This is a genomic window from Streptomyces albicerus, from assembly GCF_008905045.1.
GTDB lineage: Bacteria > Actinomycetota > Actinomycetes > Streptomycetales > Streptomycetaceae > Streptomyces > Streptomyces albicerus.
Genome location: NZ_VWMY01000002.1, coordinates 142096 through 162681 on the forward strand (window position 1 = coordinate 142096; position 20586 = coordinate 162681).

At 69.7% G+C, this 20586-nt stretch carries 18 protein-coding genes; 9 read left to right on the forward strand and 9 right to left on the reverse strand.

Annotation, left to right across the window (positions count from 1 at the left end):
• Nucleotides 1–179 precede the first annotated feature (179 nt).
• A complete protein-coding gene (locus tag GAS53_RS02210) occupies nucleotides 180–1664 on the forward strand; it encodes a DUF1996 domain-containing protein (RefSeq protein ID WP_151475664.1) in 1485 nt (494 codons plus the stop codon).
• A gap of 131 nt (nucleotides 1665–1795) precedes the next feature.
• Nucleotides 1796–2140, forward strand: coding sequence for a hypothetical protein (locus GAS53_RS02215; RefSeq protein ID WP_151475665.1), 345 nt, complete (start codon nucleotides 1796–1798; stop codon nucleotides 2138–2140).
• A gap of 77 nt (nucleotides 2141–2217) precedes the next feature.
• Here the strand turns inward: GAS53_RS02215 and GAS53_RS02220 are convergent, their stop codons facing one another.
• Together GAS53_RS02220 and GAS53_RS02225 are read right to left on the reverse strand one after the other, a co-directional pair.
• Nucleotides 2218–3132, reverse strand: a complete 915-nt coding sequence (locus tag GAS53_RS02220) for a squalene/phytoene synthase family protein (RefSeq protein WP_151475666.1) — start codon at nucleotides 3130–3132, stop codon at nucleotides 2218–2220.
• Between the two features lie 129 nt (nucleotides 3133–3261).
• Entirely contained in the window at nucleotides 3262–4239 is a 978-nt protein-coding gene (locus GAS53_RS02225) for a lytic polysaccharide monooxygenase (RefSeq protein WP_151475667.1), read from the reverse strand.
• Between the two features lie 139 nt (nucleotides 4240–4378).
• Between GAS53_RS02225 and GAS53_RS02230 the strand changes: the two genes are divergently transcribed.
• From GAS53_RS02230 to GAS53_RS02245, 4 genes are all read left to right on the forward strand, one after another.
• The gene (locus GAS53_RS02230) at nucleotides 4379–5059 is read left to right on the forward strand and encodes an ABC transporter permease (protein ID WP_151475668.1); all 681 of its coding nucleotides are present in this window, start codon (nucleotides 4379–4381) and stop codon (nucleotides 5057–5059) included.
• Complete coding sequence (locus GAS53_RS02235; protein ID WP_151475669.1) at nucleotides 5056–5715, forward strand: ABC transporter permease; 660 nt, start codon at nucleotides 5056–5058, stop codon at nucleotides 5713–5715. Before GAS53_RS02230 ends, GAS53_RS02235 begins: the two co-directional genes overlap by 4 nt.
• The gene (locus GAS53_RS02240) at nucleotides 5712–6662 is read left to right on the forward strand and encodes an ABC transporter substrate-binding protein (RefSeq protein WP_151475670.1); all 951 of its coding nucleotides are present in this window, start codon (nucleotides 5712–5714) and stop codon (nucleotides 6660–6662) included. Before GAS53_RS02235 ends, GAS53_RS02240 begins: the two co-directional genes overlap by 4 nt.
• A 120-nt stretch (nucleotides 6663–6782) precedes the next feature.
• Complete coding sequence (locus GAS53_RS02245; protein ID WP_225858668.1) at nucleotides 6783–7703, forward strand: hypothetical protein; 921 nt, start codon at nucleotides 6783–6785, stop codon at nucleotides 7701–7703.
• Here GAS53_RS02245 and GAS53_RS02250 read toward each other — a convergent pair.
• The 7 genes from GAS53_RS02250 to rhaI form a co-directional block, all read right to left on the reverse strand.
• Nucleotides 7670–8824 carry an ABC transporter ATP-binding protein gene (locus GAS53_RS02250; protein WP_151475672.1) on the reverse strand — a complete coding sequence of 385 codons (1155 nt, stop codon included), beginning with the start codon at nucleotides 8822–8824 and terminating at the stop codon, nucleotides 7670–7672. The two genes, GAS53_RS02245 and GAS53_RS02250, sit on opposite strands and share 34 nt — an antisense overlap.
• A 22-nt stretch (nucleotides 8825–8846) precedes the next feature.
• The gene (locus GAS53_RS02255) at nucleotides 8847–9494 is read right to left on the reverse strand and encodes a LutC/YkgG family protein (protein ID WP_151475673.1); all 648 of its coding nucleotides are present in this window, start codon (nucleotides 9492–9494) and stop codon (nucleotides 8847–8849) included.
• Nucleotides 9491–10969 carry a LutB/LldF family L-lactate oxidation iron-sulfur protein gene (locus GAS53_RS02260; RefSeq protein WP_151475674.1) on the reverse strand — a complete coding sequence of 493 codons (1479 nt, stop codon included), beginning with the start codon at nucleotides 10967–10969 and terminating at the stop codon, nucleotides 9491–9493. Before GAS53_RS02260 ends, GAS53_RS02255 begins: the two co-directional genes overlap by 4 nt.
• A gap of 28 nt (nucleotides 10970–10997) precedes the next feature.
• Nucleotides 10998–11753, reverse strand: coding sequence for a (Fe-S)-binding protein (locus GAS53_RS02265; protein ID WP_151475675.1), 756 nt, complete (start codon nucleotides 11751–11753; stop codon nucleotides 10998–11000).
• A 154-nt stretch (nucleotides 11754–11907) separates the two neighbouring features.
• The gene (locus tag GAS53_RS02270; RefSeq protein ID WP_151475676.1) at nucleotides 11908–13344 is read right to left on the reverse strand and encodes a rhamnulokinase; all 1437 of its coding nucleotides are present in this window, start codon (nucleotides 13342–13344) and stop codon (nucleotides 11908–11910) included.
• 14 nt (nucleotides 13345–13358) lie between these two features.
• A complete protein-coding gene (locus GAS53_RS02275) occupies nucleotides 13359–15398 on the reverse strand; it encodes a bifunctional aldolase/short-chain dehydrogenase (protein ID WP_151475677.1) in 2040 nt (679 codons plus the stop codon).
• 173 nt (nucleotides 15399–15571) lie between these two features.
• Nucleotides 15572–16732: an L-rhamnose isomerase gene (gene rhaI, locus GAS53_RS02280; protein ID WP_151475678.1), complete on the reverse strand. Its 1161-nt coding sequence runs from the start codon at nucleotides 16730–16732 to the stop codon at nucleotides 15572–15574.
• A gap of 294 nt (nucleotides 16733–17026) precedes the next feature.
• Here rhaI and GAS53_RS02285 point away from each other — a divergent pair, with 294 nt between their 5' ends.
• From GAS53_RS02285 to GAS53_RS02295, 3 genes are read left to right on the forward strand one after another with little or no spacing between them, the layout of a single operon-like run.
• Nucleotides 17027–18544 carry a sugar ABC transporter ATP-binding protein gene (locus GAS53_RS02285; protein WP_151475679.1) on the forward strand — a complete coding sequence of 506 codons (1518 nt, stop codon included), beginning with the start codon at nucleotides 17027–17029 and terminating at the stop codon, nucleotides 18542–18544.
• A complete protein-coding gene (locus GAS53_RS02290; protein WP_151475680.1) occupies nucleotides 18541–19581 on the forward strand; it encodes an ABC transporter permease in 1041 nt (346 codons plus the stop codon). The genes GAS53_RS02285 and GAS53_RS02290 overlap by 4 nt, the downstream gene beginning before the upstream one ends.
• On the forward strand, nucleotides 19574–20581 hold the full coding sequence (locus GAS53_RS02295; protein WP_151475681.1) for an ABC transporter permease: 1008 nt from the start codon (nucleotides 19574–19576) through the stop codon (nucleotides 20579–20581). The genes GAS53_RS02290 and GAS53_RS02295 overlap by 8 nt, the downstream gene beginning before the upstream one ends.
• Nucleotides 20582–20586 lie beyond the last annotated feature (5 nt).

The following is a 20586-nucleotide window of genomic DNA, read 5'->3' on the forward strand; positions in this document are numbered from 1 at the left end:
CCAGCCGGCTGGAGGCTTGCCGTCCGTCCGGCCCGAGTCGGGCAGCAATGCCCCGTTTGCGGGTGGAGGAAACCATGAATCTGAGGATTCGCTGAACATTCGGCGCCCGCATCCGTATCGGATAGAGCTTCGCCCACACCGGAAGTCTGTACGGCTCCGAGGACGTTCAGAGAGGCCTGATGAGACGCAACACGCGCAAGAGATCGAAGACCACCGTTCGGGCGGTGGGTGCTGCGGCCGCCCTGGCCCTGGGAGCCGGTGGACTCGTGGCGGCCAACATCTACGCCTCGGCCGACGAAACCGCCACGTCGAAGGGCTCGGCCCAGAACCAGCCGGTGGCGGCCGGATCCGCCACCATCGACTGCCCCGACGTCGGCCAGCAGTTGAAGGAGGTTCCCGCCCAGGCCCGGCCCCAGGTCGACAAGGAGCTGGCCCTGCTCGACAAGCAGGTGTCCGAGGCCTACCAGCGCCTCTCCACTTCCCAGCGGGCGATTCAGCAGGACGCCAACTTCGCACAGAACGCGATCGTGGGCCCGCTGAAGGACAAGCGGAAGGCGACGATCGACCGGATCGCCATCGCCATCGGCCGAGTGGCCGCCAAGCCGCAGGGCCTTGAGGCCCTGGCGCCCTGTACGTTGCGCCCCACCGGTGACCAACCGGCCTCCGGCCAGCCCGCCTCCGGTCAGCCGGCCTCGGGCCAGCCCACCGCCGGTCAGGGCGGCAACAACGGCAATGCCGGGCAAGCCGGTAACGGCCCCGTCGCCGCCGACTACGTGGACATCACCAAGGTCAAGCCCAATGTGAGCGCCCCGCGCAAGTCGGGGAAGGCCTCCACGGGCGCCTTCGCCACCAAGTGCGGTGTGAACGCCAACAAGCTCTACAACACCGACAACGTCATCGTCGCGCCCGGTGTCACCAACGGCGCACACCACACCCACGACTACGTCGGCAACCAGGCCAACGACGCCTTCGCGAGCGACCAGGACTTCGCGGCCGCCAAGACCAGCTGCAAGAACCAGGGCGACAAGTCCTCGTACTACTGGCCGGTGCTGCGCCTGCAGGACGGCACCCAGGAGTTCGACGCGGGCCAGCAGGGCGGCGGCGCCGAGGGCAACACCGGCCGGATCCTGACGGCCGGCAGCTCCACGCTGAACTTCGTGGGCAGCCCGCGCGGCAAGGTGGTGGCGATGCCCAAGTTCCTGCGCATCATCACCGGTGACGCCAAGGCGCTCACCAACGGCACGGCCAACGCCAACGCCTCCTGGAGCTGCACCGGCTTCGAGAACAAGGTGCAGTTGAAGGACAAGTACCCGCTCTGCCCCAGGGGCAGTGACGTGGTGCGCTCCTTCAAGTTCCAGAGCTGCTGGGACGGCAAGAACATCGACAGCGCCAACCACCGTACGCACGTGGCCTTCGCCGACGCGCGCGGCAACTGCCCGACCGGCTTCAAGGCCATTCCCCAGCTGGTGCATCGCCTGGTGTACGACGTGGACGCGCCCAGCGTGAAGGACAACGGCAAGACCCGTCCGTTCTTCGCCGTGGACGGCTTCCCCGAGCAGGCGCACAAGCCGGTCACCGACCACGACGACTTCATCAACGTCTTCAACGAGCGGCTGATGAACAAGATGGTCCAGTGCATCAACACCGGACGCAGGTGCAGCTGAGCTGAGCTGAACTGAATCCGAGTCCCGGGGTACCCGTCGGCCACATGCAGCGGGCACCCCGGGCATGCGCACCGGCCTGGCCGCGGTCCCCGGTGCGCTGTTCGGCCGGGTCGCCGGGACAGGGAGGACACATGGGCGGGAACGACCCGCACATCCATGTCGAGTCGAAGGTGGTCCACCGCGATGCCGCTGTCCGCAACCTGGTGGCATCCACGTTCGGTCTGGCCGGTGACCTGCCGAGTGTCGTCACTACTGGATGCGGGCTGCGGGTGCCGTATGCGATGACCTCTCCGCGTCCGGATCAGGTCACCTGCCTCGCCTGCCGTGAGCACGCGCGGGTCGAGCACCTGCGCTTCGCGGAGGAGGTCGAACGCTTGGGCGGTATGCCTGGATCGACCATTAGCGCCGGCCAGGCGAAGCTGGCCGCAGACAGGCATCGCGACCTCGCGGAAGAGTTTTCCGACCCAGAGGGCTGAGCCGGTACCTGGCGCGACGACTTGGGAACGCACCCGCAGTTCCCCGGAGCCGCACAGCGGGGCTCATCGCCGATGTCTCACCCCGCGGCGCGGGCAAGTTCCCCGGTCGGCCGTCCGGCCAGCAGCCGCAGACACGCCACCGGCCGGTCCCGTACCGGTCGTCGGACGATCGAGGCGCCTCGGGCCGTCACCGACTCCAGTCGCTGATGGTGCAGGTCCAGGATGAAGCGCATCAGCCGCCGGTGCTCCGCGGGACAGAGGTCGAGAATCACGGCGGCCTCGCGGAGCGTGGCGCGCGCGGCCCCGGCGGTGGCCGAGATCAGCGCGCGGACCCCGGGCAGGTCGCGCCCCTTCTCAAGGTCGGAGCGCGTGATGCCGTACTGGTCGAGATCGCTGACGGGCAGGTAGAGGCGTCCGCCGCGCAGGTCCTCCGCCAGGTCGGTGAGGATGTCCGTGCGCTGGGCCGCGTCGGCGAACAGACGGCAACCGGCGGCGAATTCAGCACTGCCGCCGCCCGCGTGTGCCAGCCCCGAGGTGATCATCAGGAACGGCCAGGTGAGCTGCTCCACGTACCGCTGGTAGTCGGCCTCGGTGGCGAACCCGGAGAAGTCGAGGTCGATCCGCGCACCGTCCAGGTACGAGTCGACCCAGTGGCGCGGCAGTTCACGGGCCGACGCGGTGTGCAGGAACGCCCGCAGCAACGGATGCCGGGCACTCCCCGAACTCAGCGCCGCGCGCACCTGCTCGGCCCATACGTCATAGCGCCGCGTACGTTCCTGGACCGTCCCCCGGTCGCAGACGTCATCGGTGAACGACGCGAACGCGTAACCGGCCAGCACATGCGGCTGGTGGGAGGCGGGTACGAGCAGCCGCACCGCCAGATATCCGGCCGGCTCCCTGCGCTGCATGAACCGCGCGACCTTCATGTAGTCGTCACGCAGAACGCCCTGGTGCGCTCCAGCCGCTTCCAGACAACTCCGCCAGGTCCGCACGCGTATCCCCCATGAGACAGCCACTTTTTACAACGAAAGGGACGCGCAGAGTATCAGCGGAGATCAGTCACGCTCGTCGAAGTCCAGGGTCTGGGCGGTCCGTTGGCGGAGGGCCCGCGATCCCAGCGGTCACCGGCGCCTGCGCAACGTGAACGCGGCGCCCGCCGTGATCAGCAGGCCCGCCGTACCGCCCGCGATGAGAGGCAGGGCCAGCGCCTGGCTTCCGTCGTCGCCGGAGTTGGCGGAGGAGACCGCCTCACCGGGGGCGTTGGTCACGTCGTCCGACGGTTTCACGGGGGCGCCGGTGACGTCGGCCGGGGACTCCGGGGGAGTGGGAGTGCCCGTGGCCTCCGCCGGGATGGACTTCGTCGGTGACTCCGCGGGCTCCTTCGCCGCAGAGCCGGAGCCGGAGCCCGAGCCGGCGGCGCCACCTTCCCCGGCACCGCCTTCCCCGGTCCCGCCCTCCCCGGCCCCGGCGTTTTCCGCCGCCCCGCCGAAGTCCACGTCCGAGCACGAGTAGTACGTGTCCGGCGTACTCGAGTTCTGCCAGATCGTGTACAGCAGATGGCGCCCGGTCCGGTCGGACGGCAGCTTGGCCCGGATCCGGTAGGCGCCGTTCACGAGCGCCGGGTCCGTGGCCGTCGCGAAGGGCTGGGACGGCAGGTCGGACCACGTGAGCGGCTTCGTCGGGTCGTAGCCGTCCTTCGTCAGATACAGCTTGAACGTGCCCGTGTGCGGAATCGTCGACCGGTACGTGAGCGTCATGTCCGCCCCGGCGGTCATCCGCGTCGCCGGCCAGTCGGCGCGGGCCAGGTCCAGGCCCTGGTAGGCGGCGAGACCCCCGCTGCACAGCTTGCCGTCGGGGACGACCTGCCGGTCCCGCCCGTTCACGCCCGCGAGGCGCAGGTTGTCGAAGGCGGCGACACCGGAGGCGACGGCCGCCCGGCAGGCCGCCGACTGCGCCTGCTGCCCGCCCGAGGGGGAGCAGGCCACCACCCGGCTGACCGGATCCGTCGGCGCCCCGTGCGCTGCGGCGGGCCCTGCTGCCCACACCGTGAGCAGGAGCGGCGCCGTCCCGAGGAGGGCGGCGGTGCGGTATGCGGTCATGGGTCGGGTTCCTCCTTGCACGGCATACGGGTCGGGCCCGCTGTCCCTGAAGTACGGCAAACGCACGAGGCCCGTTCAACACCCCCCGTACGGGCCATCAATACGCGCCGCTCCCCGCCCGCCCCGCTGGAATGGACCCGTGACCGCGCCCCCGGACGACTGCCTCGCGCGCAACGAGTGGATCTGCGGCGAATACCTGAGCACCCGCCGCGAGATCCTCCTCGACGCGGTCGGCCAGCACCTCCAGCTGACGGCGCTCTCCGTCCTCATCGGCCTGGCCGTCGCCGTGCCCCTGGCCGTGCTGGCGCGCCGCTGGGCCTTGACGGCCGGACCGGTGCTCGCCGTGACGACGGTCCTCTACACGATCCCGTCGCTGGCCATGTTCTCGCTGCTCCTGCCGGTGTACGGGCTGTCGGCGGCCCTCGTCGTCGCCGGCCTCGTCCTGTACTCGCTGACCCTGCTCGTACGGAACCTCCTGGCCGGACTGCGTGCCGTACCCGAGGAGACCCGGCAGGCGGCCCGCGGCATGGGATACGGGCCCATCAGGCTGCTCCTCACCGTGGAGCTGCCGCTTGCCCTGCCCGCCGCGATGGCCGGGCTGCGGATCGCCACCGTATCGGCGGTGTCCCTGGCCACGGTCGGCGCGATCGTCGGCTTCGGAGGTCTCGGCAACCTCATCTACGCGGGTATGAACACCTACTTCAAGGCCCAGGTCCTCACCGCGTCCGTGCTGTGCGTCGTCATCGCGGTCGCCGCCGACCTGCTGCTGCTCGGCGTGCAGTGGCTGATCACCCCCTGGACGAGGGCGAAGCGCGGATGAAGACCCTGACCGACGCCTGGGACTGGCTCACCGCGCACTGGGCGGGCGACGACGGCATCTGGCACCGGCTCACCCAGCATCTCGTGCTGACCGTGGTCTGCCTCGTCATCAGCTGTCTGATCGCGCTGCCGGTCGGCCTCGTCCTCGGCCACCTCGGCAAGGGCGGAGCGCTCGCCGTCAACATTTCGAACGTCGGCCGCGCCGTGCCCACCTTCGCCGTCCTCGTCCTGCTCCTGCTCACCCCCATCGGGAAGTGGGGCGAGGGCCCGACCGTCGTCGCGCTCGTCCTGTTCGCCGTGCCACCGCTGCTCACCAACGCATACGTCGGGATGCGCGAGGTCGACCGCGACGTCGTACGGGCGGCGCGCGGGATGGGGATGACCGGGCGGCAGATGCTCTGGCGGGTCGAGGTGCCCCTCGCGACCCCGATGATCCTCAACGGGGTGCGCATCGCGGCCGTGCAGCTCGTCGCCACCGCCACGATCGCCGCGCTCGCGGGCGGCGGCGGACTCGGGCGGATCATCACCGCCGGATTCAACCTCGCGAGTACGCCGCAGGTCGTCGCCGGTGCCGTCCTGGTGGCCGTCTTCGCGCTGCTCGTCGAAGGCCTCTTCGAGACGGCCGAACGCCTGGCGCCCAAGAGAGGCTCGCGATGAGGCGGCGCCTCGCCCTCACGGGCCTAGCCCTCGCGGGCCTCGCCCTGCTGACCGGCTGCGCCTCCGGCCCGTCCCTGGAGATGCGTGGCGAGGTCACCGCACCGCCCGGCGACAGCAAGCACCTGACCATCGGCTCGGCCGGCTTCACCGAGAGCGATCTGCTGGCCACCATGTATTCGCTGTTGCTGAACCAGGCCGGCTACCGGACGTCGACGCTCACCGTCGCCAACCGCGAACTGTACGAACCCGCCCTGGAATCGGGGCAGATCGACGTCGTCGCCGAGTACGCGGCCACCTTCGCGGACTGGCTCAACGCCAAGACCAACGGAGCGAACGCACCCGCTGTCGGTTCGCCCGACCTGGACACCACGATGAAGGCGCTGCGGAAGCTGGCCACTCCGCGCGGCCTCACAGTCCTGAACCCCGGCAGGGCAGTTGACCAGAACGCCTTCGCGGTGACCGGTGCGTACGCGCGGCAGCACGGTCTCAGAACACTGAGCGACCTGGGGAGGTCCGGCCTGGGGGTACGGCTCGCGGCGGGCGACGAGTGCGTGCAACGGCCGTACTGCGAACCGGGGTTGAAGAAGACGTACGGCATCGACATCACCGGCGTCGACCCCAAGGGCGTCGGCACCACGCAGGCGAAGCGGGCCGTGCAGAACGGCCAGGACCAGATGGTGCTGACCACCACCACGGACGCGACGCTGAGCGACTTCGGCCTCGTCCTCCTCGCCGACGACAAGCACCTGCAGAACGCCGACTACATCGTGCCGGTCGTCAACAGGTCCCGGGCGGGAGGCGAGGGCGTCACCAAGGCCCTGGGCAGGCTCAACGACGTACTCACCACCGCCGACCTGGCGTCCATGAACCGGCAGGTCGACAGCTGGCGGCGACTGCCGGAGGACGTGGCGCGTACGTATCTGGAGGACAAGGGCCTGCTGAAGTGACGGTTCCGCGACGACGGTGACCGTACTGGTGCGGCGGCGCGGCTTCCCGGTGGGGAACGGCGCCGGTACACGTGTCTCATGAAGGACAACGGGGGAGACCACCGCACCCGGTGGCAGAGAATGTGCGAAGCGATAGAAGGGGCGAGCACCGATCCGAAGCCCCAGGGGCTGATCGACAGTGTGGAGCCCGAATCCAGGCAGGACTACACGCAGTTCAGCAAGGTGTATCCGAAGCAGCAACTACAGCTCCAGTACCTCTACGGCGCGGCACAACGCGCCTTCGAGGAGCGGACCAGGGAGTCGCTGAAGATCACGGTGGAGTGCGTGCTGCGGGACGTCCTGCGCGACCGGCGGCTGTACGACGCACCGGGCGACCAGGACCTGGGCGACTACCTGGACGACGAGATCGACGGCATACGCGCGCGGCTCGGCCAGGACGACGCGGTGGCCGTCAGCCGTGGCCTCAACTTCGGGCTCGGCCTCGGCGCGGTGTTCAGCGTGCTGTTACTGGGCCTGCCGCTCCTCGCCGGTGTGAAGGCACTCGGCCTGGCCGACGTCACGCTGAACTGCACCGACCGCTGGAGCCTGATGGGAGCCTTCGTCTGCGGGGGCGTCGGCGCGTTCGGGTCGACGCTCAGCGTGCTGCTCAGGGTCCGCAGCAGTGAGGAGGTGGCACGGCGACAGACCAACGGGCACAAGGCCGCCGTCGTCCCCGCCCAGGTGTCCCGCAGCATGCGCCACGAAGGCGTCTACCGCGTGTTCGTCGGCTGGATCCTCGCCCTGGCCGTCTACTTCCTGCTCAGCGCCGGCTGGGTCACGGTGATCGACATACCGGCCACCACCGACGAGATCTGCGCCACGAACGCGGCAGCGGCGTCCAAGGGCACCGCCTTCTGGGGGTTCTGGTGCGCGGTCGGCTTCCTGGCCGGCTTCAACGAGCGCTGGGCCTTCGGCCTCCTCGACCGCCCGGGCAGCCGGACGGGGCGCGCGGCACCGTCGCGCAAGCGTCAGGCGTCCGCAACCGAGTCGAACTCCACCTGACCCCGTGCCACGCCCCGCGCGTCCGCGTCCACCGACCGTCGCAACGCCTCGTGCAGCTTCGTCGGAGTCAGTACGCCCAGGAAGTGCGCCCCGTCCAGCACGGCCACCCACCCCGCGTCGTGCTGGAGCATCACACCGAAGGCCTGCTTCAGCGGGGAGCCCACCGGAACCCAGGAGTTCATGCGGTGGGCGAGGTCGCCGACCGTGCCGCCCGCGGCGAGCTCGTCGACGCCCACCCAGCCGTGCAGATCGCCGCCGGAGTCGAGGACGACCGCCCAGCGTGAGCCCTCCGCGTGCAGTCGGGCGGCGGCCCGCTCGGCGGGCTCGTCGAGCCGCGCGACCGGCGGCTGCTCCAGGTCGTCGGGCTCGATCTCGGTGACCGACAGCCGCTTCAACCCTCGGTCGGCGCCCACGAACTCGGCCACGTACGGGGTCGCCGGGGTGCCCAGCACCGCCCCGGGCGTGTCGAACTGCTCGATGCGGCCCTGCCCGTACACCGCGATGCGGTCGCCGAGCCGTACGGCCTCCTCGATGTCGTGCGTGACCAGCAGCACCGTCTTGCGCACGGCGGCCTGCATCCGCAGGAACTCGTCCTGCAACTGCTCCCGCACCACCGGGTCGACCGCGCCGAACGGCTCGTCCATCAGCAGCACGGGCGGGTCGGCGGCCAGCGCCCGCGCCACGCCGACACGCTGGCGCTGACCTCCCGACAGCTGGTCCGGATAGCGCGAGCCGAACGTCTTCGGGTCCAGGCCCACCAGCTCGAGCAGCTCGGCGGCCCGCGCCCGGGCCTTCGCCTTCTTCCAGCCCACGAGTGACGGCACGGTCGCCGTGTTGTCGAGGATCGTCCGGTGCGGGAACAGGCCGACCTGCTGGATGACGTAACCGATCCGGCGCCGCAACCGCACGGGATCCACCGCCGCGATGTCCTCGCCGCCCACGAGGATCCGTCCGGACGTCGGCTCGATCAGCCGGTTCACCATCATCATGGTCGTGGTCTTGCCGCAACCGGAGGGGCCCACGAGCGTGACGAGTTCACCCTCGGGCACCTCGAACGAGAGCCCGTCCACGGCCGTCGTGCCGTCCGGATACCGCTTGGTGACCTGCTCGAACCGGATCATGACCTCACGCTAACCGCGAGGGTCACGCTCCGCTCACCAGCACCACCTCCAGGGTGCGCGGCCCGTGCACCCCCTCGACCCGGTCCAGTTCGATGTCACTGGTCGCCGAAGGTCCGGAGATCCAGGTCAGCGGGCGGGCCGGGTCGAGGCGCTCCAAGGCTTGCGGGACCGAGGACACGACCTGGTCGGGGACGCGTACGACACAGATGTGGTGGTCCGGGACCAGGGTGATCCGGCGGCGGCCCTGGTCCGGGCCCCCGTCGAGCACGATGGTGCCGGTCTCGGCGATGGCGACGGCGCACGCGGTGACGACGCTGTCGACGCGGTCCAGTTCATCCGGGGTGCTCGCGGCACGGTCGTGCACGCGCGTCGCGTCCACGGCCTTGAGCCAGTAAGCCGGCAGCGCCGGCGGGACGAGTACGGACTTGGAGCCCCGCTGTGCGAGCAGCCGCATCAGCACGTCCGACAGCTCTTCGTCCGCACAACGATGTACCAGCGCCCGGTAGTCCGCCAGATTCTCCGCCAGCAGATCCACCGTCTGCTCGACACTCCGGCCCCCGTGCTCGCGCAGATACCCGCGCTCAAAGGCCTGGTCGTACGGCGTGTCGTCCCGTGGCACATCGGCGAGCGCGCGCCGCACGCGGGCCAGGATCAGGTCCCTGCTGCTCACTTTTCGTCCTTCCCACCGTGCGTACGCTGCCACCAGTCGCGGAACGGCTCCGCGGGCACCGTCGGCAGCGCACGGGTGGCGCTCCACGCCTTGCCGGGTCCGGGCAGTGTCCGCGGATGGAAGCGGCGCGTCCGGGACGCGAGCCGCTGGCCGGTGCGCAGCGCGCCCGGGTGGCTGAAGGCCCACCGTGCGGCGCGCATCGCCGCTCGCTCGGCGGCGTGGCCCTTCGCGGGCTTCAGCACGACCTTGGCGCCGTCGCGGGTGACGGCACCGCCCTCGACGACCCGTTCCCGCAGGTGCACCAGCACCTCCGGGATGTCGATGGCGACCGGGCACACGTCGTAGCAGGCGCCGCACAGCGACGACGCGTACGGCAGGGAGGCGTCGATCTCGCTTGCGGTGCCCCGGAGTTGGGGGCTGAGGATGGCGCCGATCGGGCCCGGGTAGACCGAGCCGTACGCGTGGCCGCCCGCCCGCTCGTACACCGGGCAGACGTTGAGACACGCCGAGCAGCGGATGCAGCTCAGCGCCTGTCGGCCGACCTCGTCGGCGAGCGTGTCGGTGCGGCCGTTGTCGATGAGGACCAGGTGGAAGGTCCCCGGACCGTCCTCGTCCGTCGTGCCCGTCCACGTCGACGTGTACGGGTTCATGCGCTCGGCCGTGGAGGAGCGGGGGAGTGTCTGGAGGAAGACCTCCAGGTCCTGCCAGGTCGGCACGATCTTCTCGATGCCGACGACCGAGATCAGCGTCTCCGGGAGGGTCAGGCACATCCGGCCGTTGCCCTCGGACTCCACGACGACCAGCGTGCCGGTCTCGGCGACCATGAAGTTGGCGCCGGAGACGCCGACCTTGGCGCGCAGGAACTTCTCGCGGAGGTGCAGGCGGGCGGCTTCCGCCAGTTCGGCGGGCGTGTCGGTCAGGCCTTCGGGGGCCGGGCGGCCCCATTCGCTCATCTCGCTCGCGAAGATGTCGCGGATCTCGCCGCGGTTGCGGTGGATGGCCGGGACGAGGATGTGGGACGGCCGGTCCTTGCCCAACTGCACGATGAGCTCGGCGAGATCGGTCTCGTAGGCGTGGATGCCCTCGGCCTCCAGCGCCTCGTTGAGGCCGATCTCCTGCGTGGCCATCGACTTGACCTTGACGACCTCGCTCTCGCCGGTCGCCTTGACGAGATACGTGACGATCCGGTTGGCCTCGTCCGCGTCGGCGGCCCAGTGCACGGTGCCGCCGGCCGCCGTGACCGACTCCTCCAACTGCACCAGATACCAGTCGAGATGACGGAGTGTGTGGTCCTTGATCTGCTTGCCGGCCTCGCGCAGCTCGGCCCAGTCGGACATCTCCGCGACCGCGTTGGCGCGTTTGGCGCGGATGGTGTGCGTGGCGTGGCGCAGGTTGCCGCGCAGGGTCTGGTTGTGGACGGCTTCGTGCGCGGCCTTCGGGAAGGACGGCATACCGACGAAAGTCCCACCGCTCATGCGCTCGGCTCCTCTCCGCTGTTCCCGCTCATACCAGCGGCTCCTCTTCCGTGCTCGCCAGGATCTCCGCGATGTGCACCGGGCGCATGTCCGTCCTCAGCCGGGTCATGGTGCCGCCGATGTGCATGAGGCAGGAGTTGTCGGCGGCGCACAGCACCTCGGCGCCCGTCGACTCGGCGTTGCGGATCTTGTCGGCACCCATCGCCGCCGATACATCGGAGTTCTTGACGGCGAACGTGCCACCGAAGCCGCAGCACTCGTCGGCGCCCGGCAGCTCTCTCAGCTCAAGTCCCTTGACGGACTGGAGCAGCCGGCGCGGCCGGTCGCCGAGGCCGAGGCTGCGCAGGCCGTGACAGGTGGGGTGGTACGTGACGGTGTGCGGGTAGTACGCGCCCACGTCCGTCACGCCGAGCACGTCCACCAGGAACTCGGTGAGTTCGTACGTCTTCGGTACGACCGGCGCGAGAGTGGCGGCGAGGGTGTCCCCGCGGCCCTCGGCGCGCGCCCGCTCGCCCATCCGGGGATACAGCTCCCGGACCATCGCGCCGCACGACCCGGAGGGCGTCACGATCGCTTCGTACCCACCGAAAACATCGGAGAAATGACGAGCCAGCGGCTCGGCCTCATGCCGATACCCGGTGTTGTAGTGCGCCTGCCCGCAGCAGGTCTGCGCCATCGGGAAGTCGACCTCGACGCCCAGCCTGGTCAGCAGTTTCACCACGGCACGGCCAGTGTCCGGATAGAGCGTGTCGTTGACGCAGGTCAGGAACAGAGCGACACGCATCGCAGCTCCTTGGGATCGATCATCGGATGAGTGCAGCGTAGCGCCGCTGGGAATGAGGTGCGACGACTGCGGGTGGTTGACTGCCGGTCGTTTGTGGCTGGTCGCGCAGTTCCCCGCGCCCCTGTGGGCGCCGGTGCTCGCGGGGGCTTTCCTGTCATCTGCCGGCGAGCCGGGCTTCGGCCCTTTGCCATACGGCGACCGTGCCTCGTGGCTCGTACCGGGTCAATGGCTGCGTACGAGCGAGGAGTTGGCGCATCGACGTACGGTCGCCGACCAGGCCGTGGGCCCGGGCCTGCACGAGTACGTTGCCCAGGGCCGCCGCCTCCGCGGGACCCGCCACGACCGGCAGGCCGCAGGCGTCGGCGGTGAGCTGGCACAGCAGGGCGTTGCGGGTGCCGCCGCCGACGATGTGGACGACGTCGACCGGGTGGTCGGCCAGTTCCTGCGCCTGGGCGATCGCCCGGCGGTGGGCCAGCGCGAGCGAGTCGAGGATGCAGCGCGTGATCTCTGCGGGCGACTCGGGCACGGGCTGTCCCGACTCCCGGCAGGCGTCGGCGATGCGGGAGGGCATCCGGCCGGGGGCCAGGAAGGCCGCGTCCCCCGCGTCCACGACGGACCGCAGCGCCGGCACCTCGGCGGCGGCCGACAGAAGCTCCCCGAGGTCGGGGTCCCCCCATTCCCGTACGCACTCCTGGAGCAGCCACAGCCCCATGATGTTCCGGAGATAGCGGACCGTGCCGTCCAGGCCCAGCTCGTTGGTGAAGTTGGCCGCGCGGCTCGCCTCGGTGAGGACGGGCGCCTCCAGCTCCAGGCCCGCCAGGGACCAGGTGCCGGTGCAGATGTACGCGAAGCGCTCACCCACGGCCGGGACGGCGGCCACCGCGGACGCGGTGTCGTGCGAACCGACCGTCGTCACCGGCACCGGGCCGGTCAGCCCGGTCTCGTCCAGCACGCTCTGCTGGAGCAGACCCGCCGGACTCCCGGGACGCCGCAGGGGCGGGAACAGCTCCAGGTCGATGCCGAGGCGCGCCGCGACGTCGTACGACCAGTCGCGGGTGCGCGGGTCGATCAGCTGGGTGGTGGAGGCGTTGGTGAGCTCCGTGCCGGACTCGCCCGTGAGCCAGTACGACAGCAGGTCGGGGATGAGCAACAGGCGGCTCGCGTATGCCAGTTGGGACGATGAACGGGCGGCCACCAGCTGGTACAGCGTGTTGAACGGGGCGTACTGGAGCCCGGTCGCCGCGTACAGGTCGGTGGCGGGCACGGTGGCCCACACCTTCTCCGCGACGCCCTGGGTGCGGGTGTCCCGGTAGTGCACCGGGTTGCCGAGCAGCGCCCCGTCGGCGTCGAGCAGGCCGTAGTCCACGGCCCAGCTGTCGATGCCGACGGAGTCGACCTGTCCTGCCGCCCGGAGCCCGTCGAGGACGCCCCGGTACAGCGCGAGGATGTCCCAGCGCAGTCCTTCGGGGACCCGCACCGGCCGGTTCGGGAAGCGGTGCGCCTCCGTCAGGTCCAGCGAGTCGGGGCCCACGCGGCCGACCATGACGCGCCCGCTGGACGCGCCGAGGTCGACCGCGGCGTACGACTTCACGGCAGTCACCTCCGTCACCGGAGGAAGGCGGCTGCGACGCCGGCGTCGACCGGGACGTGCAGACCGGTGGTGTGCGTGAGGTCGCCGCCCGTCAGGGCGAACACGGCGTTCGCGACGTGCTCGGGCAGTACCTCGCGCTTGAGGATGGTCCGCTGGGCGTAGAACTCGCCGAGCTTCTCCTCCTCGATGCCGTACGTGGCCGCGCGCTGAGCGCCCCAGCCGCCCGCGAAGATCCCGGAGCCGCGCACGACCCCGTCGGGGTTGATGCCGTTGACGCGAATGCCGTACTCGCCCAACTCGGCGGCAAGCAGCCGAACTTGATGCGCCTGGTCGGCCTTGGTGGCGGAGTACGCGATGTTGTTCGGACCGGCGAAGACGGCGTTCTTGGACGCGATGTAGACGACATCGCCGCCAAGACCCTGCGCGATCATCACCCGGGCCGCCTCGCGCGAGACGAGGAAGGAGCCGCGGGCCATGATGTCGTGCTGGAGGTCCCAGTCCTTGGCCGTGGTCTCGAGGAGTGGCTTGGAGATGGAGATGCCGGCGTTGTTGACCACCAGGTCGACGCCGCCGAAGGCGAGGACCGCCGCCTTGAAGGCCTCGGCGATCTGCTCCTCCGAGGTGACGTCGACGGTGACGGCGACGGCCTTGTCGGGACCGCCCAGACCGGAGGCGACATCGGCCGCGTTCTCCGCGTTCAGGTCCGCGATCACGACACACGCGCCCTCGGCCACCAGCCGCTCGGCGATCGCCTTGCCGATACCGCTGCCCGCGCCCGTCACCAGCGCCACCCGCGTGGCGAGCGGCTTGGGCTTCGGCATCCGCTGGAGCTTGGCCTCTTCGAGAGCCCAGTACTCGATACGGAACTTCTCGGACTCCTCGATCGGCGCGTACGTCGAGACGGCCTCCGCCCCGCGCATCACGTTGATCGCGTTGACGTAGAACTCGCCGGCCACGCGCGCGGTCTGCTTGTCCTTGCCGAAGGAGAACATGCCGACACCGGGAACCAGCACGATCGCCGGGTCCGCGCCGCGCATCGCGGGGGAGTCGGCGTCGGCGTGCCGCTGGTAGTAGGCGGCGTACTCCTCGCGGTACTCGGCGTGCAGTTCCTTCAGCCGGCCGATCGCCTCGTCCAGCTCGACGGTCGGCGGCAGATCGAGAACGAGCGGCCTGACCTTCGTACGGAGGAAGTGGTCCGGGCAGGAGGTGCCGAGGGCGGCGAGGCGCGGGTGCTCGGCGCTCGCGAGGAAGTCGAGGACGACCTCGGAGTCGGTGAAGTGACCGACCTGCGGACGGTCCTGGGAGGCCAGCGACCGGATCACCGGGGCGAGAGCGGCGGCCCGCTCCCTGCGCTCGGCGGCGCCGAGCGCCGCGTACCCCTCGATGACGGGACCGAACGGCTCCGCCTTGCCGTGCTCGGTGAGGAAGGCCTCGGCGGTACGGATGATGTGCAGCGAGTTGCGCTCGCACTCCTCGGCCGTGTCACCCCAGGCGGTGATGCCGTGCCCGCCCAGGACGCAGCCGATCGCCTGCGGGTTCGCCTCCTTGACGGCGGCGATGTCAAGACCGAGCTGGAACCCGGGCCGACGCCACGGCACCCACACCACGCTGTCCCCGAAGCACTCGGCGGTCAGCTTCTCCCCGTCGGCGGCGCAGGCCAGCGCGATACCGGAGTCGGGATGCAGATGATCCACATGGGCGGCATCCACCAGACCGTGCATCGCCGTGTCGATCGACGGAGCCGCCCCACCCTTGCCGTGCAGGCAGTAGTCGAACGCGGCGACCATCTCGTCCTCGCGCTCCACCCCCGGGTACACGTCCGTCATGGCCCGCAGCCGATCGAGCCGCAGCACGGCCAGTCCCGCCTCGGTCAGCGTGCCGAGGTCGCCACCCGACCCCTTGACCCACATCAGCTCGACGTCGCCGCCGGTCACGGGATCGGTGTCGGTGCCCTTCGCGGAAGTGTTGCCCCCCGCGTAGTTGGTGTTCCGAGGATCGGCGCCAAGCCGGTTCGAACGAGCCAGCAGAGCGGCGGCTTCGGGATGGGGTGCCATGTTCCTAGTCCTTAGAAGAGTGTGTACGCGTATTCATGGGGGAGCGTGGGACGCCCGTTCAGACTCGGGGCCGGGGACGCGCCCCGTCTTTTAGGGGCGCGGGGAACTGCGCGATCAGCCCAATACGACCCGCAGTCTGCAACGGACCGCACAAGGCAGACGAAACCCAGCGGCTACGCCCCCCACCCGGCCTGCTGCCCACCAACCCGCTCCTCAGTGATCTTCTGCTGCCAGCCGGAGGCGTGGTACGCGGAAATCGGGTCGGGGTTCAACCCCAGCTCCTCACGAACTTCCGCGACCAACGGCCGCACATCCGTGTTGTACGCGTCCATCACGACAGCATTCGCACCGAGCACGTCACCGGCCCGCTGGGCGGCAACCAGCGCCTCCCGGTCAACAAGCAGCGCCTTGGCGGTAGCCTCCTGCACATTCATCACCGACCGGATGATCGCCGGGATCTTCGCCTCGATGTTGTGGCACTGGTCGAGCATGAACGCCACATCCGGAGTGAACCCACCCCCACGGATCACCTCGTACATGATCCGGAACAGCTGGAAGGGATCAGCGGCCCCGACCATCAGGTCGTCATCCGCATAGAACCGCGAGTTGAAGTCGAACGCCCCGAGCTTCCCCTCCCGCAGCAGCGTCGCGACGATGAACTCGATGTTGGTCCCGGGGGCGTGATGCCCGGTGTCGACGACGACCTGCGCCTTCGGGCCGAGCTTCAGGCAGTGCGCGTACGCCGTACCCCAGTCCGGCACATCGGTCGTATAGAAGGCGGGCTCGAAGAACTTGTACTCCAGCAGCATCCGCTGGTCGTCCCCGAGCCGTTCGTACACCCGGGCCAGCCCCTCGGCGAGCCGGTCCTGGCGCTCACGGATGTCGTCCTGACCGGGATAGTTCGTACCGTCCGCGAACCACAGCTTCAGGTCCTTCGAACCGGTCGCATCCATGATGTCCACGCACTCGAGCAAGTGGTCGAGCGCCTTGCGGCGCACCGCCGCGTCCGGGTGGCAGATGCTGCCCAGCTTGTAGTCGTCGTCCTGGAAGGTATTGGAATTGATCGCGCCGAGCTGCAGGCCGCGCTCCTCGGCGTGCTTCGCCAGCGCCGCGTAGTCGTCGACCTTGTCCCACGGGATGTGCAGCGCCACGGTCGGCGCGGCCCCGGTGAACTCGTGCACCTTCGCGGCGTCGTCCAGCTTCTCGAAGGGATTGCGCGGGACACCTGGCTGCGCGAACACCTTGAAGCGGGTTCCCGAGTTCCCGTACGCCCACGACGGCGTCTCTACTGCCTGGGTCTTGAGGGCGGCCTTCACCGCGGCAAGCTCGGTCACTTCAGGGCTCCTGTGACTTCGGTTGTGGCATCGGGTCTGAACGACTTCAGTGCGACTGAAGTGCATCTTCAGTCTGAAACGATTCAGAAGGCTGAAGCTATGAGCACGTCGAAGGGCTGTCAACCCCTGCGGCGATTACGTCTCTCCGTGATTCGGTTGTGACCTTTGGCTATCGAAAATTTCGGCCTTTACCCATTGACGTGACCTGCGTGACCTGCCTAACGTCCCGGCAACCTAGTTGAAACCTTTCACGACGCCGTGAGATCGCTTCCGCCGCGTCGTCGAGGAGCCTCCATGACCCACCTGTCCGACGCGGGTCCGGCCCCCGTGCTGGCACTCAAGGACATCTCGAAGTCCTTCGGTGCCGTACGCGCCCTGCGGGACGTGTCCCTCGAACTGTTCCCCGGCGAAGTGCACGCACTCGCCGGTGAGAACGGCGCGGGCAAGTCGACCCTCATCAAGACGCTCGCCGGCGTGCATCGACCGGACGCCGGTCAGGTGCTTCTGGACGGCGAGCCCACTCTCTTCCACGGTCCCGCCGACGCCCGGGACGCGGGCATCGCGGTGATCTACCAGGAGCCCACGCTCTTTCCCGACCTGTCGATCGCCGAGAACATCTTCATGGGCCGCCAGCCCCGGCGCGCGCTCGGCCGCATAGACCACAAGGCCACGCACGGCGCGACCCTGGCCCTGATGCAGCGCCTCGGCGTCGAACTCGACCCAGACCGCCCGGCGCGCGGCCTGTCCATCGCCGACCAGCAGATCGTCGAGATCGCCAAGGCGCTCTCCTTCGACGCGCGCGTCCTGATCATGGACGAGCCGACCGCCGCCCTCACCGGAAGCGAGGTGGCCCGCCTGTTCGGCGTCGTCCGCACCCTGCGCGAGCAGGGCTCGGCCGTGCTCTTCATCTCGCACCGCCTGGAGGAGATCTTCCAGATCTGCCAGCGGGTCACGACGCTGCGCGACGGCGCCCTGATCTCCAGCGAGCCGCTGGACGGCATGACCGAGGACGACCTCGTACGCCGCATGGTCGGCCGCGACCTCGACGAGCTCTACCCCAAGCAGGACGTCGAGGCGGGCGAAGTCGCCCTGAGCGTACGGCGGCTGACCCGCGAGGGTGTCTTCACCGACGTCTCCTTCGACGTCCGGCGCGGCGAGATCGTCGGCCTCGCCGGTCTCGTCGGCGCCGGGCGCACGGAGGTCGCCCGGGCCGTCTTCGGCGTCGACCGCTGGGACGCCGGAGAGGTCGAGATCGACGGCAGGAAGTTGACGAACGGCGCGCCCTCCACGGCCATGGCCTCCGGGCTCGCCCTCGTCCCCGAGGACCGCCGCGCCCAGGGCCTGGTGATGGACATGTCCATCGAGCGCAACATCGGACTGACCGGACTGCGGACGACGGTCAAGGCGGGCCTCATGGACCGCGGCGCCGAGCGCAGCCGCTCGCTGGACTGGGCGGTCAAGCTGCAGGTGAAGTACGCGCGGATCGCCGACACCGTCAACACGCTCTCCGGCGGCAACCAGCAGAAGGTCGTCCTCGCCAAGTGGCTCGCCACCGGCCCGAAGGTACTGATCGTCGACGAGCCCACCCGTGGCATCGACGTCGGTACGAAGGCCGAGGTGCACCGGCTGCTCAGCCAGCTGGCCGCCGACGGCGTGGCCGTCCTGATGATCTCCTCCGACCTGCCCGAGATCCTCGGCATGGCCGACCGTGTCCTCGTGATGCACGAGGGCCGGCTCACCGCCGAGATCCCACGCTCCGAAGCCACCGAGGAAACCGTGATGGCCGCAGCAACAGGGAGGGCCGCCGCATGACGGTGACCGCTCCCAACCCCGCTCCCGCCGCCGAGGTGCCCAAGTCGAGCAGTACCCGGCTGGTGGACCGCGTCTTCAAGATGCGTGAACTCGCCATCCTGGTCGTCTTCCTGGTGATGATCGTCATCACCCAGATGGGCAACAGCGAGTTCCTCTCCGAGCAGGGCATCAAGGACCTTCTGCTGAACGCCACGATCCTGATGCTGGTCGCCACCGGCCAGTCGCTGGTCGTGATCACCCGGAACGTCGATCTGTCGGTCGGCTCGACACTCGGCATCAGCGCCTTCGCGGCCGGCACGTACCTGGAGGGCGGCGGGAACTCCGTCATCGCGGTGGCCCTCGCGGTCCTGCTCGGGATCGGCTGCGGACTGCTGAACGGAATCCTCGTCAGTCTCGGCCAGGTGCCCGCCCTCGTCGTCACGCTCGGCACCCTCTACATCATCCGCGGCATCGACTCCATCTGGGTCGGCTCCCGGCAGATCACCGCGGCCGGCCTGCCGGACGGCTTCATCGACTTCGGCTCCGGCGGCCTCTCCGCCGTACCGTGGCTGGCGATGATCGCGCTGGCGGTGCTGATCGCGACGGCGTACTACCTCAAGCACTTCGGCAGCGGCCGCGAGCTGTACGCGCTCGGCTCCAACCCGGAGGCCGCCCGCCTCGCCGGCATCCCGGTACGCAAGCGGATCCTGGCCGCGTACACCTTCTGCGGAGCCCTCGCGGGCCTCGCGGGCGCCCTGTACCTCGCCCGGTTCGGCAACGTCGACTCCGGCACCGGCAACGGCTACGAACTCACCGTCGTCAGCGCGGTCGTGGTCGGCGGCGTCGTCTTCACCGGCGGCTCCGGCAGCGTCTACGGAGCGGCACTCGGCGCACTGCTGCTCACCTCCATCAACAGCGTGCTGCCCGCCCTCGGCGTCAGCTCGGTGTGGGTGCTCGCCATCAACGGCATCCTGCTCATCCTCGCCATCGCGGTCGACCGGATCGTCGCCCTGCGTGTGGCGTCCGCACTGAAGAAGAGGAACGCCCGCCATGGCTGACTCCGCTCTCGCGCGCGCCGTCCGCTGGGACACGGTTGTCGGCGCCCTCCTCATCGTCGTCCTGCTGCTGTCCTTCACCACCGTGGACGGCTTCGGCAACGCCCTCAACCTCTCGTTCCTGATCGGCAACACCCTGCCCATCGCGCTGATCGCCCTGCCGATGACCCTGCTCGTGGTGTCGGGCGAGATCGACCTGTCGGTCGCCTCCACGGCCGGTCTGTCCGGCGCGGTGATGGGCGCCCTGTGGAACCAGGGCATGACGATCGAGACGATCATCCCGATCTGTCTGCTCCTCGGCGTGGTGTGCGGGCTGATCAACGGCCTGCTGGTGACGCGGCTCGGACTGCCGTCCCTGGCGGTCACCATCGGAACGCTCGCCGCCTACCGGGGCATCGCGCAGATCGTGCTCGGCTCGGACGCGGTGACCGACTTCCCCACCCAGTACCTGGACTTCGCGGCCGGACGCATCGGGGACACCTTCATCCCGTACGCCTTCCTGCCCTTCCTCGTGCTGCTCGCGATCGCCGTGGTCGCGCTGCACGCCACACCGTTCGGGCGCTCGCTGTTCGCGGTCGGCGCCAGTGAGGAGGCCGCGCGGTTCGCCGGCATCCGCGTCAAGCGGCAGAAGCTGATCCTGTTCACCGTGACCGGGCTGATGGCTTCGCTGACCGGCATCTTCTGGGCGCTGCACTACGCCAGCGCCCGCTTCGACAACGCCACGGGGCTCGAACTCTCCGTCGTGGCGGCAGTACTGCTCGGCGGCATCGACTTCGACGGCGGCAAGGGCACGCTCGGCGGCGCGATCGCGGGAGTCTTCCTGCTCGGCGCGCTGCAGAACGTGATGAGCCTCCAGGATGTCTCCGCCCAGTCGCAGATCGTCGTCACCGGCGTTCTGCTCGTCCTCTCCGTGCTCGGCCCCCGGGTGGCACGGCAGATCTCCGTCGCGAGGGCGGGTCGCAGAGCCGCCTCCGCATCCACCTCTGCGCCAACCACCTCGTAACTCCT